Annotated in this window: 13 protein-coding genes; 2 read left to right on the forward strand and 11 right to left on the reverse strand. The window is 41.3% G+C overall.

The features are described from left to right. Positions 1-31: 31 nt before the first annotated feature. From ACP8HI_RS18215 to ACP8HI_RS18255, 9 genes are all read right to left on the reverse strand, one after another. On the reverse strand, positions 32-1,210 hold the full coding sequence (locus ACP8HI_RS18215) for an anti-sigma factor (RefSeq protein ID WP_438347598.1): 1,179 nt from the start codon (positions 1,208-1,210) through the stop codon (positions 32-34). Next, complete coding sequence (locus ACP8HI_RS18220; RefSeq protein WP_438347599.1) at positions 1,203-1,712, reverse strand: sigma-70 family RNA polymerase sigma factor; 510 nt, start codon at positions 1,710-1,712, stop codon at positions 1,203-1,205. The genes ACP8HI_RS18215 and ACP8HI_RS18220 overlap by 8 nt, the downstream gene beginning before the upstream one ends. Positions 1,713-1,859: 147 nt before the next feature. After that, positions 1,860-3,620: a glycoside hydrolase family 2 protein gene (locus tag ACP8HI_RS18225; protein ID WP_438347600.1), complete on the reverse strand. Its 1,761-nt coding sequence runs from the start codon at positions 3,618-3,620 to the stop codon at positions 1,860-1,862. Between the two features lie 10 nt (positions 3,621-3,630). Continuing rightward, positions 3,631-5,958 (reverse strand): AraC family transcriptional regulator, encoded by a 2,328-nt coding sequence (locus ACP8HI_RS18230; protein ID WP_438347601.1) that lies wholly within the window; start codon positions 5,956-5,958, stop codon positions 3,631-3,633. A gap of 107 nt (positions 5,959-6,065) precedes the next feature. Continuing rightward, complete coding sequence (locus ACP8HI_RS18235) at positions 6,066-7,604, reverse strand: extracellular solute-binding protein (protein WP_438347602.1); 1,539 nt, start codon at positions 7,602-7,604, stop codon at positions 6,066-6,068. 30 nt (positions 7,605-7,634) lie between these two features. Further along, on the reverse strand, positions 7,635-8,522 hold the full coding sequence (locus tag ACP8HI_RS18240) for a carbohydrate ABC transporter permease (protein WP_438347603.1): 888 nt from the start codon (positions 8,520-8,522) through the stop codon (positions 7,635-7,637). Then, complete coding sequence (locus tag ACP8HI_RS18245; RefSeq protein WP_438351892.1) at positions 8,522-9,457, reverse strand: ABC transporter permease; 936 nt, start codon at positions 9,455-9,457, stop codon at positions 8,522-8,524. Before ACP8HI_RS18245 ends, ACP8HI_RS18240 begins: the two co-directional genes overlap by 1 nt. A 287-nt stretch (positions 9,458-9,744) precedes the next feature. Next, positions 9,745-10,896: a transglutaminase domain-containing protein gene (locus ACP8HI_RS18250; RefSeq protein WP_438347604.1), complete on the reverse strand. Its 1,152-nt coding sequence runs from the start codon at positions 10,894-10,896 to the stop codon at positions 9,745-9,747. A gap of 16 nt (positions 10,897-10,912) precedes the next feature. Continuing rightward, on the reverse strand, positions 10,913-11,365 hold the full coding sequence (locus tag ACP8HI_RS18255) for a hypothetical protein (protein ID WP_438347605.1): 453 nt from the start codon (positions 11,363-11,365) through the stop codon (positions 10,913-10,915). A 205-nt stretch (positions 11,366-11,570) separates the two neighbouring features. Here ACP8HI_RS18255 and ACP8HI_RS18260 point away from each other — a divergent pair, with 205 nt between their 5' ends. Both ACP8HI_RS18260 and ACP8HI_RS18265 read left to right on the forward strand, forming a co-directional pair. Then, positions 11,571-12,755, forward strand: coding sequence for an MFS transporter (locus tag ACP8HI_RS18260; RefSeq protein ID WP_438347606.1), 1,185 nt, complete (start codon positions 11,571-11,573; stop codon positions 12,753-12,755). A gap of 648 nt (positions 12,756-13,403) precedes the next feature. After that, positions 13,404-13,733: a DNA primase gene (locus ACP8HI_RS18265; protein WP_438347607.1), complete on the forward strand. Its 330-nt coding sequence runs from the start codon at positions 13,404-13,406 to the stop codon at positions 13,731-13,733. Positions 13,734-14,048: 315 nt separating this feature from the next. On the opposite strand, the gene ACP8HI_RS18270 is transcribed toward ACP8HI_RS18265, so the two are convergent. Further along, positions 14,049-14,663, reverse strand: coding sequence for an SCO family protein (locus ACP8HI_RS18270; RefSeq protein ID WP_438347608.1), 615 nt, complete (start codon positions 14,661-14,663; stop codon positions 14,049-14,051). Positions 14,664-14,683: 20 nt separating this feature from the next. Beyond that, complete coding sequence (gene cyoE / locus ACP8HI_RS18275) at positions 14,684-15,619, reverse strand: heme o synthase (protein WP_438347609.1); 936 nt, start codon at positions 15,617-15,619, stop codon at positions 14,684-14,686. Between the last annotated feature and the right edge of the window lie 195 nt (positions 15,620-15,814).

The raw sequence follows: 15,814 nt of genomic DNA on the forward strand, positions 1-15,814 counted from the left end.
TTATCTACTTGTTAATATTATACCCTCAAACTTATCGTTCGTTCCAATCCCATAGCGTAACTTTACCTATACGTATGTTGGATACGAGCGGATCATCCTTTAGCTTCAACAATTCTTTCGTAGGTCCAGTGACGACAGCACCGTATAATCGCACGCCATGTTCTTCAATATAAGACACAGAACCGTCGATATCGTAAAAGGGTACCAATCTCTTTGTGATTAATGGATATTGTTGGATTAACCTCAATGTTTTCATGAAATTAGCGTTACGTAAATCACCGTCCCCATAAGTGTCAATAGATGGTGCGCTTGATGACTGCATCGTTACCGTCATACCCCACCCTTTCTTACTCTCCGTACGGTTCGTAACCGTCATATCATCCGAATGCCAAATAGGATGACTGGGGAAGCCAAGTGGCTCGGTAATGATCCCGTCGTCATAATTCAATCTATTATTTTTTCCGTTATCCACAGCAAACCATACAGGATCTAGATTCTTGTCCTTGAACTGTGCCAATAACTCATCTGTTGTGAGATAGTTCTGATAGGAAACATAGGCCTCAGCCACCGTTCCCTCAGGTAGCATTTTCAAGCGATTCCAATCAGCGTCACTATTGAAACCTTCCGATTCAGGAAGCTGAAAAAGTGCGTTACTATATTGTCCCTGCTCATTCCACGTAAAGTCATATGTGCGCAAAAAATTTAAAAAGAATGAACCTGAGAATTCACCTACAGTAATCCGAGCAGCACCCACCTGCTTCTTAATCTCACTGGTAAGTTTTATACCAACATAAGGGCCCGCATTACTGCTTAGATTCACTATAACATTAGGCTGAGTAAGCGCTATCGTAGAACTAACCACATCCCTATATTGTTCACCTCGATCCGGTTCACCCCATGTATAAAACACCATTGTACCGATGGATGTAATCACCGTAAATAGTAAGAACATACTGATCACGATAAAGGCAGAGCTGAATCGTGCTTTCCATTTGCCTTTTTGTAAAATCCGCACTTCATTTAAACGAGGAGTATCTGCATCCCATTGCGGGTGTTTAATTTCAGCTTCGCTCCCTTCTTGCATCATTTCTTCCATATAAGATTGGTAGAGCTCCATCTTCTCAAGCTCCTTCTCTACCTCGATGCGTTCCTCCTCTGAAAGCGTACCCTCCGTATATTTCTTCATCTTTTCCTTGAATTCCTCACTCATGCTCATTGCTCCTTTCACGTTTACGCCTCAACGCTTGTCTAGCCCGAAACAGTAATATTTTGAAATGTGCTAAGGTAATGCCCATTATATTCGCAGCTTCCTGATAACTAAGGTGGTTCATATCATATAATAGGAGTGCCTGTTTCTGTTGATCAGGTAAAGCTGAAATCCATTCTCTAACTTCTTCCATCGTTTCCTTACGCAGAACCTCTGCTTCTGGACCTAAAGCTGAAGGGTCTGCTAATCCGTGGAAAAACTCATCATCTCGCACCGTACTGCGCTTCTCTTTACGCTTCATATCGATAAACGCGTTATAAGCTACTCTGAATAACCACGGCTTTACTCGTTCCTCTTTATAATTCTCCAAATGTATATAGGCACGATAAAAGGTTTCTTGTACCAGATCCTCTGCAGTCGCATCATCCCGGCAAAGCAAGCGCAAATAACGATACACATCCATCATATATTTTCTATATACTTCATCTAGCGTGTTGGGCTTCATATTATCTCCCCTCAACCCTATGAACGTATGGCACTTGAAAAAGTTACAAGTCATTCATGCTTATATTTAAACGATCAAAAAAAGAAGAACTTTATGATTCCCCACAGGAAATCGTAAAGTTCTTCTCACTTGTTAAGACTAACATACTTAAGCATTAAAATACTGCTGTACTACTGAATAGGCGAGCTTAGGACGGCGATAAGCATCTACTATACCTTTACTATTCTGCGTCATAGAACGCATCATCGGCCATGGATCTTCCTCAGTTACCCGGCAATCACAAAATTGCCAGATGAACATACCTGAAATGAAGTCACGTTCCAAATAGGCCTTCAAATTACTTTCAATAATATCCGCTTGACGCTCCTCCGAACCTTTAACCCTCGTGGGTGAACGGAAGCCATAATAACCATCACCACCGAATTCACTCATGATCATCGGCTTACCCGCTCCTCCAGCTGCATCAGCCCAACCTCTGGCTAACTCACACAACTCTCCCGGATCTTCGTTCCCATACCAACCAGGATACAAATTGAAAGAAACGATGTCTACGAGGTCGAAACACAATTCTTGGGCTCTTTGATGCGAGGCGAACGTTAGTGGTCTACTGTTATCCAATGAACGAAGTTGTTCCAGCTGTCTTTTGTAGTGGACTCTGCCTTCTTGTGTATTGCTGGCGCACTCATTGAGAATAGCCCAGATAATAATCGCGGGATGATTACGATGCTGCTCGACCATTTCTCGATTGACCTGTTCACATTGCCAAATGAAATTGGGATTGCTCATGACTTCTAGACTCAGTCCACGCGCATGATTCTCCTCCCACACCATCATCCCCCGTTCATCACAGAGATCAAGGAATCGTTCATCGTTAGGATAATGACTTGTTCGAACAGCATTGGCGCCCATATCGATCAATAAATCTAAATCTTGTGACAGTAAAGCTACCGGAAATGCTGCACCTACAAGCGGATGATCTTCATGTCTGTTCAGGCCCTTGAGCACCATATCCTCACCGTTCACTTGAATACGGCCATTATTCGTTGTAACTGTCCGAAACCCAACACGTTCAATTAAATCATCTAAAGGTTTCTCCTGATCTACACCATACAGCTTCACATTCAGTTCGTACAGCTGTGGAGAATTCGCATTCCAAGCCTTGATGCTTGAGAATGAAAACAAGTCACCTAGAATACAGCTTTCACCCACAGCCAGCTTAGCTGATCCTAGGTTCAACTCTTGTCCAGCAACCTCTCCACGAAGCACAAACTGCTGCTCCTGATCGCCTATATTTCTAACAATCGCGCGAATATTGCCCTGCCAATGATCACTTGTATAATTATGATCATCCTTTTGTGGAGTGAATTCGAGTCGTTCAATGAATAGATCACCGATTTCTTCAATGATTACAGGTCGAATGATTCCACCGTAGGTATAGTAATCATTAGGTGTATGCAATGCTGACGCCTCGCTAAACGAGTTATCTACTACAACAACAACCTCATGAGCGCCAGGCTCCACATCTTTCACAATGGTGGAGAATTCCGTATACGCATTGTAGTGCTCTGCGATCTTCTGCCCATCGAAATAGACATGAGCGGTATGGCTGACACCCTTGAATACGAGTCTTAGTGACGTTTGGCGAGTAATGGTCACTCTTTTGCGATAAGCTCCTGCCCCTCTGTAAGTAAGAAGTTTAGGATGCATTTCCCAACAACCCGGAACGGTGAGTAAATAATCGTACTGAAAAGACGCCAACAGCTCGTCATCTGACTCTCCATTGCCTTGCTGTATCCCTGATACTTGTCTAACTTGTAACGGCGAGACATCACGAAGAACTGCAAATTCCCATGACCCATTGAGTTCTTGTACGCTACGTACTATATTCGTCTCAAATAATCTATGCATATGAATCCTCCTAGTCTAGTTTCCGGAATTGAGATCTATATTGGGTCGGCGTTAGGCCTGTTTCCCCTTTAAAAATCTTATTAAAGTATGAATGCTGATAACCTACCCGTTCTGCGACCTCATTAATTTTAAGATGTGTCGTTGTGAGTAGTTCTTTGGCCTTCTCCATTCGCAGACTCATCATATAATCCACATAATTTATACCCAAAATTTGTTTAAATGATCTACTTAAGGTATAAGGGCTAGTATGAAATTGTTCCGCGCAGCCTTCGAGTGAAACATCCTCCATGTAATGCTCTTTCATCATACCTGTGACCTGCTCAATAAGACGCCTTGCACCGATATTTTGAGCCAGAATAAACTCCTCCAGATAAGGAGCAATAATTTTGAGCCTAAACCATTTACTCATACTTTCTAAATCCTGAAGTCCAATCATTTCTTCATACAAATTACCTTCTGTAAACAAAGGATGCTGCGTAAATCCTAATTCAATCAACGTATGCCGCACGCTGCCAAGTAATTGGAGTAATGTCTGTTGTGCCATCAACTCTTGATCACTGATGCGCTTTATCTCTTTAATTAATTCTGCAAATTGATGATAGGACTCTTTTTCCATACCCAAACGCATTACGTGAAGAAATTCCTTCTCTTGAACAAAAGGGTACTGTGCATTGGGACTAAATTGTGGTTCAAACTCCTCCATATCTATAACTTGGTGTACTTCTTGTAGATCACGATATTTCACCGTTTGGCGAGCTTGTTCCAACAATTCTGGGATCTGTCCTATTCGATCTGTCCATTTACAGACAATGACGGTCACATGCATATGGAATACTTTGCTTAAAGTTGAAATCAGTTCTTGAGAGAGGACATGCAGTTGATCCCTTGAACCTTGATCATATTGCTGCTCATGTACCGAACATAAGAGACCCACCGATAGATTCTGAAAATTAATGGAGTAAGACTGCATCTCTTTATTCGCTGATATCTCCTCGGCAATATTGGCTGCAGCAAATGTGATCAGCTGTCGATCATTCTCCTTAAAGCGACCTGCCTCTTCATTGAGACCTGATAACTGGATAAGGAGAATTGAGAATTTCCGATCCGTTACTTCCCAACCAAGACTCTCCATCCTCACTAGTAATCCAGCTTCGCTGCTAGCGTATAGATGTCCTTGAACAAGTTGTAACATAAACCCTTCACGTAGAGAAGGAACAGCCAATTTCAAGCGCTCTTGCAATGACTCGCTCTCTTTCAAAGAATTTAGCCATCGCTCCTCAATGAACTCTATCTCATACTTTACTGGACGACCTACTTCATCGCGATCACCACTAAATAATGATACTAGTCGACGAATGGGTCGATACAGACGACTAGAAGCAAACCACGCTAGCAAGAAAGCCACAATTAACCCTACCATGCTACACGCTAATATCCATCTTGATGTCTTCGCTACAGGTTCAGTCAATTCTGAGAGTGGACTAGCCGTTACGTATATCCAATTCGCACGCGTCACTTCTCCGAAAGAAACCATATAAGTCTCTCCCTTCCACTTCAATGGAAAGGATGACTGCTGATCTTGTCTTTTCAACACTTCATTCCGTAAATCTATCGATAAGTTCATCGTTGATTCTGCAGGTTCAGTTACCCATTCACCAGATTTACGCATGAGAAAGGCTGTCCCCTTATCCCCAGATTGCATATAACTGACGTACTCCTTAACCTCAGAGGGGCTCAAATGAAGTACAAATGCACCAAAAGGGTCATCCGAATGCCAAGGCAGCTTAAAAATAACTGAAATTTCTGCCTCTTTACCGCTTTCATTCAAGGGCATATGATAAGACATAAATAATCCTTCTTGATGATGCAATAGCGATCGATAACGATGAAGTAAATCCCCTTGTACATAATTAATTCCATCTGCTGACACCAACGCCTGTTGAGAACTGAGAAATAATGAAGCGTTATCAATTAATACATTCGAGCCCCCTACTACAAGCATCGTTTGCATTATTTCATGCATTTCATCAATATGATCAATAAACTGATATCGGTCCAAATAGCTTCCAAATAGAGGATTCGTGGACCATCGACTCATCACCAGCGACATTTGATCGAATTGCTTGTTCATCACTTCTGAGAACTGCTCTATTTTGAGTCGATGTGAATTAAATACTTCCTTCTCAATTTGGTTAATGCCTATTAAATAATTGCTAATCGCAATGAAGAGCGAAGGAATACTAGTAATGATCAAAACAAGAATTAGACTTTTACGAAAATAGCTTCCTTTTCCAACCCAACCTGATCGCTTCAACAAAGTTACGAGGTTACCTCTCATACTCCACCTCCGGCTTCATTATAATGTAAATCGCCACGAGCAGAAAGATGCTCCTATGAAATCCTTCATTCCATAGGAGCCGGAAGCCAGTGTTGGATATTATAATTCTATTTAGCAGCACTCTCTCTTTCTAGATACGCCTCATTGTATTCCTTTAAAATCTTCATATACGTTGCGTCAGCTTTTAAGGTTTCTGTGAACTGGTCCCAATCCTCTAAAGATGATTTGCCCATCATCACTTTCGTTTTCATATCTTGAATTTTCTTGTTATAGTCACTACCCATCTGCGAACCTGTTTCTGATATGAGACCCGAGATTGGTTCTGGTATACTCACTTCTCCAGCTTCATCTATTAGGCCCTGTTCTATCTTCAGTTTCCCAGACGTAATACCTGTACCTAAATTCGCATATTTATCATATTTCATAAATATATTTTGCATAAATTGAAAGCTTGGATCATTCAGCGCTTGCTCTGTTAACGTATATTGGCCATTATCCAATGTAAAATCAACACCTTCGATGCCATAATTCGCAAGCTCATGTCCTTCATCAGAGGCTCCATAATCTAAAAATTGTAGTAGTTTTTTCACTTTTTCTTCTGACGTTTTTTTCGAAATAACGAACATACCGAAATGCCCATTTCCTTTAGAAGCATAGGGACCATATGCACCTGTCAATGAGGACTGCCATTCTAAATCTGCTGATTCTTGCCCGCTAGCTTTAATTTCTTTTAACATCCCAGGAATCTGGTTCGGTTTATCAGGAAAAATACCGGCTTTTCCAGCATACATCAAATCTTTAGCTTGATCGTGCTTTAACAGTGCGAAATCCTGGGGGATAAGTTTCTCTTCAAACGCTTTATGAAACCACTCTAATGAATTTCTCATTTCAGGATCAAAGGTCGTATCGACCAGTTTATCGTCCTGAACTTTATACTTTCCACTAGCTCCTGTGAATGCACTCTGAATAAATCCGAATTGCCCCATATCAGACTGATTCACATAACCTGATAACCCAACGGTATCCTTTTGTCCATCTGGTGCATTCTCTTTAAACGCCTTCATGACCTGGTAGAGATCATCTGTCGTCTTCGGCATGCTTAAGTTAAGCTTCTCAAGCCAATCTGTTCTGATTAACGGTTGAGCGTTACCTTCCGTAGGTCTTACACGAGGCACCCCGTATAGTTTACCTTCGATTGTATTATTGGTAAAAGTCACATCTGGAAATCTCATAAGGTTAGGATACTCTTTAATCATATCAGTCAAATCCCAGAATGCACCTTGTTTAGCCATATTGCGAAATGCAGCATTGGAAGTATCTGTTACTAGCATCAGATCAGGCAAATCACCTGACGCTAATGTTACGTTTACCTTCTCACTGAAGTTATTAGGAGTAACCCATGTAATATCGAGCTTCGTATTCGTTCTCTTCTCCACTTCCTTAAGAATAACATTATCTTTGGTTGGAGGCTCTTTCTGATAAAAAATAGATAGCATACTAATCTCAGTCAGTGCATTTACTTCTTGCTCGTTTCCTGATGAAGGATCAGAAGCCCCTTTCCCGTTATTGCTACAACCTGTAAACAATACTGACAATGCAAGAAGTGATACCAAACAAACCATGAATCCTCTTTTATTCCTCATCATTCATTAGCCCCCTAAAATGATTATTATGAATTATTCCTTAACTGAACCGACCATGGCCCCTTTTGCAAAATGCTTCTGTAAAAATGGATACACTAATATAATAGGAATCGTTGAAATAACGACAGCTGCCATCTTCTTCGTCTCAGCAGGTATATTCTGCAATCCTGAGTCACTCATAGCATCCACTCCCATGGAAGTTGAAGAATCAATAAGCATATTTTGCAATAAAATTTGTAAAGGCCATTTATCTGGATGGTTAATATACAGTACAGCCGAGAAGAACGTATTCCAGTAGCTTACAGCATAGAATAATCCGAATGCTGCTAATGAGGGAAGCGATAGCGGCAGAATGATTCTGAGCCATACCGACATATCATTACAACCATCAATTCGTGCCGCTTCTTCCAGACTAACTGGAATAGAATCGAAGAACCCCTTCATTAATAACACATACCAACCACTTGTAAGAACCGGAATTATCAAAGACCACACACTATTGATCATACCCAGTTCCTTCACTACTAAATATCCAGGAATAATACCCGGATTGAACAAAGTAGTTAACAGAATAAGTAACATGAATACCCGTCTGCCTACTAATCGTTTACGAGATAAGCCGTATGAAAGAGCCGAGGTAATGACCAGACTACAGGCAGTTCCAACAATGGCCAAGAAGCCGCTGACACCTGTGGCTCGCATAAAGGCACTGGTTGAAAGAATGTACTTATATGAATTTAAGGTCCATGTCTTTGGAAATAACAGTAGACCTCCTTGCCGGAACTCAGCAGGTGTGGTAAATGATATGACAATAACATAGTAAAATGGAAACAAACATAACAATCCAATGAGAAGTAACACAATCGTATTCACAATTCCAAACCAGCGGTCTGAACGGCTTTCTATAATTGAGGGCTTCATCAGTACACACCCTCCTCACCGAATTTTTTAGATAATTGATTCGCAATAACGACCAGCAGGAATCCAATCACCGACTTAAATAGGCCGACTGCTGTACTATAACTAAACTGTGCTTGGAGTACACCCACGCGATAAACATACGTATCAAACACCTCAGCAACTTCGGATACTGCGCCATTCATCATGAGATAGACTTGCTCGAACCCAACATCCATAATATGACCCATTCGTAGAATAAGGAGCACGACAATCACATTCCGAATGGCAGGGAGCGTGATATGCCACATTTGACGTAATCGAGCCGCTCCATCAAGCTTCGCTGCTTCATAGAGCTGTACATCGACACCTGCAATCGCTGCTAAAAAAATAACAGTTCCCCAACCTACCTCTTTCCAAATGGACTGTAAAGTTAATAAAACCCAGAAATACCGAGGTTCCGTGAGAAAATCGATCTGACTGAAACCAACGAGTTCTAGTAATTGATTAATGACCCCTGCAGATGTCGAGAGCATTAGAAAGCTAATTCCCACAATAATAACCCAAGATAAGAAATGCGGGAGATAAATAATAGATTGAATCGTTTTCTTAAACCACGACCTCCTAACCTCATTCATCATGAGCGATAACACGATCGGTATAGGAAAGAAGAATATAAGATTCAATACATTAATAGCCATCGTATTACGTAAAATCCGATAAAAATCTGGGTTTGAGAATAATCTTTGAAAATGCTCCAATCCCACCCATTCACTATGAAGAAAACCTAAATACGGAGAATAATCTTGGAAAGCGATCAGCACTCCCCACATCGGCACATATTTGAAAACGAGAAAAAAAAGTAAGCCCGGTAATATAAGCGCATATAAAAATTTGTCTCGTTTCAAAATATTGAATCCCGATCTCCATTTCAATCTTCTTACGTCCCTTTTATTGATCGAAGCTACATTCTCGGCGAGTTTCACCTCATCCCTCCTTTATATCAATCCCTTCCCTTGTATGTTGCGGGATGACCATTTGAATATATACGGTGCCAACCTTGAATGCATTAAGAAACTCTTGCTGTAGCCTACAACTGACCTTGCAAATTCTTGCATGGCTCTAAAATAACTCCCTGCACCCCAATAACCATTGCGCCAAACACAAAAAAGACGAACTTCCCATCATAGGAAGTTCGCCTTGCGCATCAAGAAGTTATATGGTTACCATAAAATTGAATGTAGTACTAGACAACCTTGTCCTTCACATGTGTCTCCGAAAATTTCGGAGGGTTAAACCAATTACCACTTTGTGCCCATGTGGGGTCAAGCGGAATCCACACATTCTCGTTGCTTAAATACACTTCATTCCATGCATGAGGCCCATAGCCACCTTGTCCATTATACCCGAGTCCAGTGACTACTTTGACTTCGAGGCCTTGGGACCTTGCCATCACAGCATATAACCTTGCATAGTCTATACATACCCCAAGCTTCGTATCAAAGGTATTACGTGGTGTCTGCTCATGCCATATTCCCTTTTGTTCATAGTCATCCACTTTACTATAATCATAGGATACACGCGATCCTACCCAATCATATAACAGCCGCGCCTTCTCTTCTTCGCTATTGGCTTTCTCAACAATCTGCGCAGCAGCTTGTTCTATATCAGCCGGAACGGATCGATCAATGATGTCATATTTACGTTGGAGAATACTACCTAGCTCTTGTTCCACCGCCTTGGTAAAGACCGGAAGCTTCTCTTTGACCAAATCTCCTGATAATGGCTCAATGATCATCCGAGCTCCATCCTGATACACTGGTGAGGCCTCAACATGACGGCTAAAGGTACTTGCTGGATATAACGTAACATAGATAAAAAGAAGAGCAACAACTATAATGCAACGCGTTGCGCCCATCAGCCCACCAATCCCCATGCCAATCAGCCGACTAATCAAGCCAGATGATTTCCCTTTACTTGCGGAGAATAGGGAGATCCCTCTACCGAATAGCAACAAGATAAGTATACTGAACAACAATCTAATAATAGAATAAATCACAATAAAGAGCACCGCGAACCGCATGAGCGGGAAATCTGCCATCGAAGTAATAAACGTATAATAAGCCTGCTCCCAACCACTCAAATCCCGATTGGGTAGCTTCGCACCGTAATCTTCCAGCCATCCTTGTACCCAAGGTGACATCCATAGAGTAAACGGAACCGAAATCGCAAGTCCAAGTAACGTAAGAGCAACATCACGAAGAAGAGTCAATAATCTACCTGCCGAATTCGAAGCTCCTCTACGCCAACCTTGGAATAACGATAGGGCCAGAATACACACTAAGATCAGTGTAACAATATTGAAATCCTGCAAACTTTGAAACCATGTGTAGAACACGTCTTTAATCTCCTATTTACTTCGTTGTAGTTGATCCGTTACTTTGTGCAGTCTCAATGAAAGTTATGATCGTGTCATTCACTTTCCATTCTCCTAAGGATACTCCTTTGAAGGTCACTTCCACCGTTTCAGATCCAGTCTCACCTTTCAAACTCATATTAGGTGTTGTAATCGTATACGCTCCATCCTTGTTCTTCGTATACTTCGCATCCTTCGCTTCCTTTAACATCATGTTCATAGCTTCACTCTTGAGCGTATCCAAGGTTTCATCTTTCACCGTTGTAACGACCTCACCGATCTTCTCAATAGAGATGCCACTATAAATAAGCAGTCCTGCTACAATCACAATCGCGAGCACCCATTTAACCATCGTCTTGACGAGATTGAGAACAATAAAGAGCACCACGAGAGCAATGACAATCACCAGCCAATTTTGCTGCAAGAAATCAGTCCATACTTGTACGTCCATTATTTCATAACACTCCCATCTACTTAACTCACTTCCGACCACCTATTCAGTAGCCGATCATTTCTTAATTATACATTATTCCCAGATATTCTGTCAGCCTAACCCTACTTGGACAAAAAGAGGAGCAAGCTGTTCTATTTCAATTCATTTCAACGTACAAGTAGTATGAATAGCAATTATTTCTTATGTAGAAAGGAGTCATGATGTGAAAACCGCCTTTTGGCTCTATTTATTTCTTTTCTTAGCCTTTTTCGATCTGCATGCTCAGTATCCTATCCTTACCCCATTTGCAGTATCTCTTGGAGCAACCCCGGTCTTCATTGGATGGGTCGTTGGTATTTATGCACTCACCCACCTTCCAGGAAATATCATTGCAGGAAAGGTGATTGACCGCCACGGGAGCCGTCCTTACATCATCTTCAGTCTCATATCTGCTGGAGCCATTCTCCTACTCCAAGCTCACATCCAGTTTCCCTGGCAACTACTTGTTCTGCGTTCTCTAAGCGGATTTGTATTAGCCTTTCTTTCCCCAGCTTGCCTAGCTCTGCTGGCTTCCTTATCTAAAGATCCTGTCACTCAAGGGAAATATATGTCGGGGCATGGAGTCATCCATACCTTAGCCTCCGTTGTCTCTCCTGCTGTGGGCGCCTTCATCGTTGCCAATGCAGGGTATACTATGACATTCCAAAGTCTGGGTTGGTTACTTATGGCAACTGGGGTCATGGCGATTTTCAGTGTACCCAAAACGTTTAGAGCATCGAAAGATACCAAGAGTAGATCCAGAAATTCTATTCCATTCGGTCCTTACACTCGGCCAGAGACAGTATCGATTCCTTTACGTTACTACGCCCTTCCATTCGTTGTGTCTTGTGCGCAGGGTATTCTTTTCTTTGAAATCCCTTTACGAAATACAGATATGTCTGGCATCATGTCTACCGGCATTCTTTTCTCCGTAATTAGCCTAGGAGCGCTCTCAACACTTTGCCTGCTCTTTCTGAATCGTTATTCTCCTTTTAAGCGAGTTGTTCTAGGTGTCATACTAATGGCTTGTTGTTTTTTCAGTTTAGCGGCATTGCCAGAAATCCCTTTAGTTGTGAGTCTGTTTGTGTTAGGTTCGTCCAAAGGGATTATCTTCCCAGCCATGGCTTCCTTATTTATCAAACTTAGTGGGGGAAGCCGTTTAGGGCGAGTATTCGCATTTCAATCCATCGCTATGTCCTTAGGATCATTCATCGGACCCGTCACTTCAGGCCAGTTCCGTGACCATTTATCACCCTATTTCATAGCATTTCTTATATTGATGGTTGGATTAATGTTGATCCCTATTTCTCGTCAAACAGCAACCTCCTTGTATACCCCTAGCTCCTATAGCAATCCTGATGCTGTATAGGCAGTCATCAAAGAAGGACGCCGTTAGGCGTCCTTCTTTAACAAGTTAATGTAGCTCATGGGACAATAGCCGTTAGGTAGCCTTCTGCGTAACTATTAAAATCATGTTCCTTGAATCATTTTCAGAGGGAGAACACGACTATAAAGACGGAATTTAATAGTCAAATCATCACCAGTAGTCACCTTCCGCCTGCTCCAATCACCAACAGTTGCATAAAGTACATCTAAATCCGGCTAAATCCCTCTAACACTAACTTTAGTTGCAAATACTACATCTAGATTACTGGAACACCCACCTTTCATCGTTACCGCCACTTTTAACTGTCCTTTTTACAGCTATTCCTCTCTACCCCTACCTTTCCTGCTAATTAAGTGCACATTATACAACTATTCCATCCCTATCCCAGAGCTAGGCCTTCACACAAGCCATTATCCTTCCTCCACATAGGATACAGTGCGGCAATTAACTGCACGCAAGATAGTGGGGGGAGTGAAATCGGACCATCACAATCAAACTTGTTGTCCTTCTATGTTCTTTTGCATATAACATACAAAAGGAGATACACTAGAATTACCCATACAGGTTACAATACAACATTTCCCGGGGAATTCTGAGGAATATCTCCTCTTATGATGAGGTGAAAAGCCAGTGTCTATCTATCTTATTGTCGAAGGTAAGAATGATCGTAGTAAGCTCCAACGGCTACTTTTACCAGAAATCGATATTCTGTGCACCTTCGGTACATTGAACTCCATTAAGCTTGAAGCCCTCCGCAAAAAGGTGAACGATGATGAAGTCTTTCTATTTATGGACAATGATAGTTCCGGCAAAAAGATTCGTGGCATACTGCGCGATGCATTCCCGGATGCGGGGCATCTTTATACGCTTCGCGGATATGCTGGAGTGGAGGGCACACCTGATGAACATCTAATCGCTCAATTAGAAAAGGCCGCCCTTAATGAATATATTATTTATTGATATTCCGATGGTTTACATCTGAATATCGGTGGCAGATAACCTGCAATTAGATACATCGGTTCTAATATTCAGTCAGAAACTATATACGCTCTTACAGGTCAAAAAAACTCCTTGCCCTAGATAACCCTTAATTCGGGTAGGCAAGAAGTTTTGTATAGGGAATAGCTCCTATTATTTTTTGAAATATAAGAAAGTATAAGTTTCACTTGATACTCTAATCCTTATATTTCCGCTGAAACGGGTGCCTTAAAGTGATACGCAGTATCGCTAGCATCGGAAGCATAAGCTCCTTGAAAAAGGACGGCGAAGCCGTTTCTACTTGGCAAGATCCTTAAGGTCCTTAACTAACATGTCTACAGAAACATCATCGGGGTCATTCGCGTTATATAGATTGCGTACTTGATTGTCACGGTCTACGAGAGCAATGAAGTTAGCATGAGAATAGTTACCTTCTTTATCGCCTAGAATCATAATCTTGAACGACTTCTCTGCTAAATCCCAAACTGTCTGCTTCTCTCCCCGCAGGAAGTACCATCCATTATAATCCACTTTAAATTTATCACCGAATTCCTTGATTTTCTCAACAGTGTCAACTTCAGGATCAAAGGATATCGAGACAAACTCAATATCTTTGTTAAATACGCCTTCTTCCTTCAGTTTGTTCTGCACTTGAGTTAGCATAAATGTCGTCACTGGACAGACATCGGGGCAACTGGTAAAAAAGAAGTAGAATAACCGAACCTTCCCCTTCGTATCCTCAAGTGTAACTGTCGTATTATCTACATTTTCAAATGAGAAATCCTCAACAGTTGATATGACCGGCCATTCTTTCTTACCTAAATCTAATGAAGAAACCAATAAATATGCTGCAAAAACAATAATGATACCTACAACGGCCCATGTCCATTTATAACGCTTAAAGGTTTCCATTCTTAGCCCCTATCCTAATTTTAAAATGTTGTGTTAAGAATCAAAGCAATAAGACTCACGGTTAAATAATTAATAGAAAATAAGAACACTTTCTTCGCCCATATCTCGTCATCTTTCGCTTTAAAGCCTTTTAGAGTAAGATATAGCCATATTAAGGATAACGCCAAAGAAATGACCATGTAATAGATACCTGCATATCCATATGTGTACATTAATATAGGTACTGGAATCAGAGCAATCAGATAAGGAATCATTTGAAACTTAGTTCTTCTAATCCCCTTAACTACAGGTAGTAGTGGATAGCCTGCAGCTCGATATTCTTCTACACGACGTATACCTAATGCCCAGAAATGTGGAGGTTGCCATAAGAATAACATTGCAAATAAGAGCCATGCGCCCATATCCACTGTTCCTGTAACCGCAACATACCCAATAACAGGCGGCATCGCACCCGAAATCGCACCAACAGATGTACTCCATGTCGATGAGCGTTTAAGCCACAATGTATAAATCACGACATAAACAAAGACACCTATTAAACCGAAGATGCCTGCAAGGAATCCCGAAAATATAAATAACACTGCTTGACCCAGTACGCCCAAAATAATCGCATACCACAATACAACTCCTGGCTTTAACCGTCCCGTTGGAAGTGAGCGCTCACGTGTCCGCTCCATCTTCAAATCGAGCTCCCGATCAAAATAATTATTAAACACACATGCCGAAGCCATCACAAGAACGGTTCCAAGAAGTGTCATAATCATCATCCCATATTGTAAGTCCCATTGGGATGCTAACCAAAATCCCGCAAAGGCAGCTATTAAATTTGAACGAATAATCCCTGGTTTGGTTATATTAATAAAGTCTCTCCATGTTCCTGATTCACTTGGTGGCGTCTGACTAACAGATATCGCTGCTGAATCCGAAGGAGCTTGGTAACTCATGTGATTGTCCACGTGCTAAGTTCCTCCTCTATTCTGTCTAATTCAGAATAATTATATCATTCGCTATAAAGTTTATCATATTAACACCGAAAAGTATCACTTAATCCACCCTATTTGAATTCATCATTTCGACAATTTGATGACTTTTTATTAAAGACCCCTTGGGTTAATGGATTAGAAGTAGCTATTTGCGATATAGTAAGAGTA

It is taken from the genome of Paenibacillus sp. FA6 (assembly GCF_051550225.1).
GTDB lineage: Bacteria > Bacillota > Bacilli > Paenibacillales > Paenibacillaceae > Paenibacillus_AQ.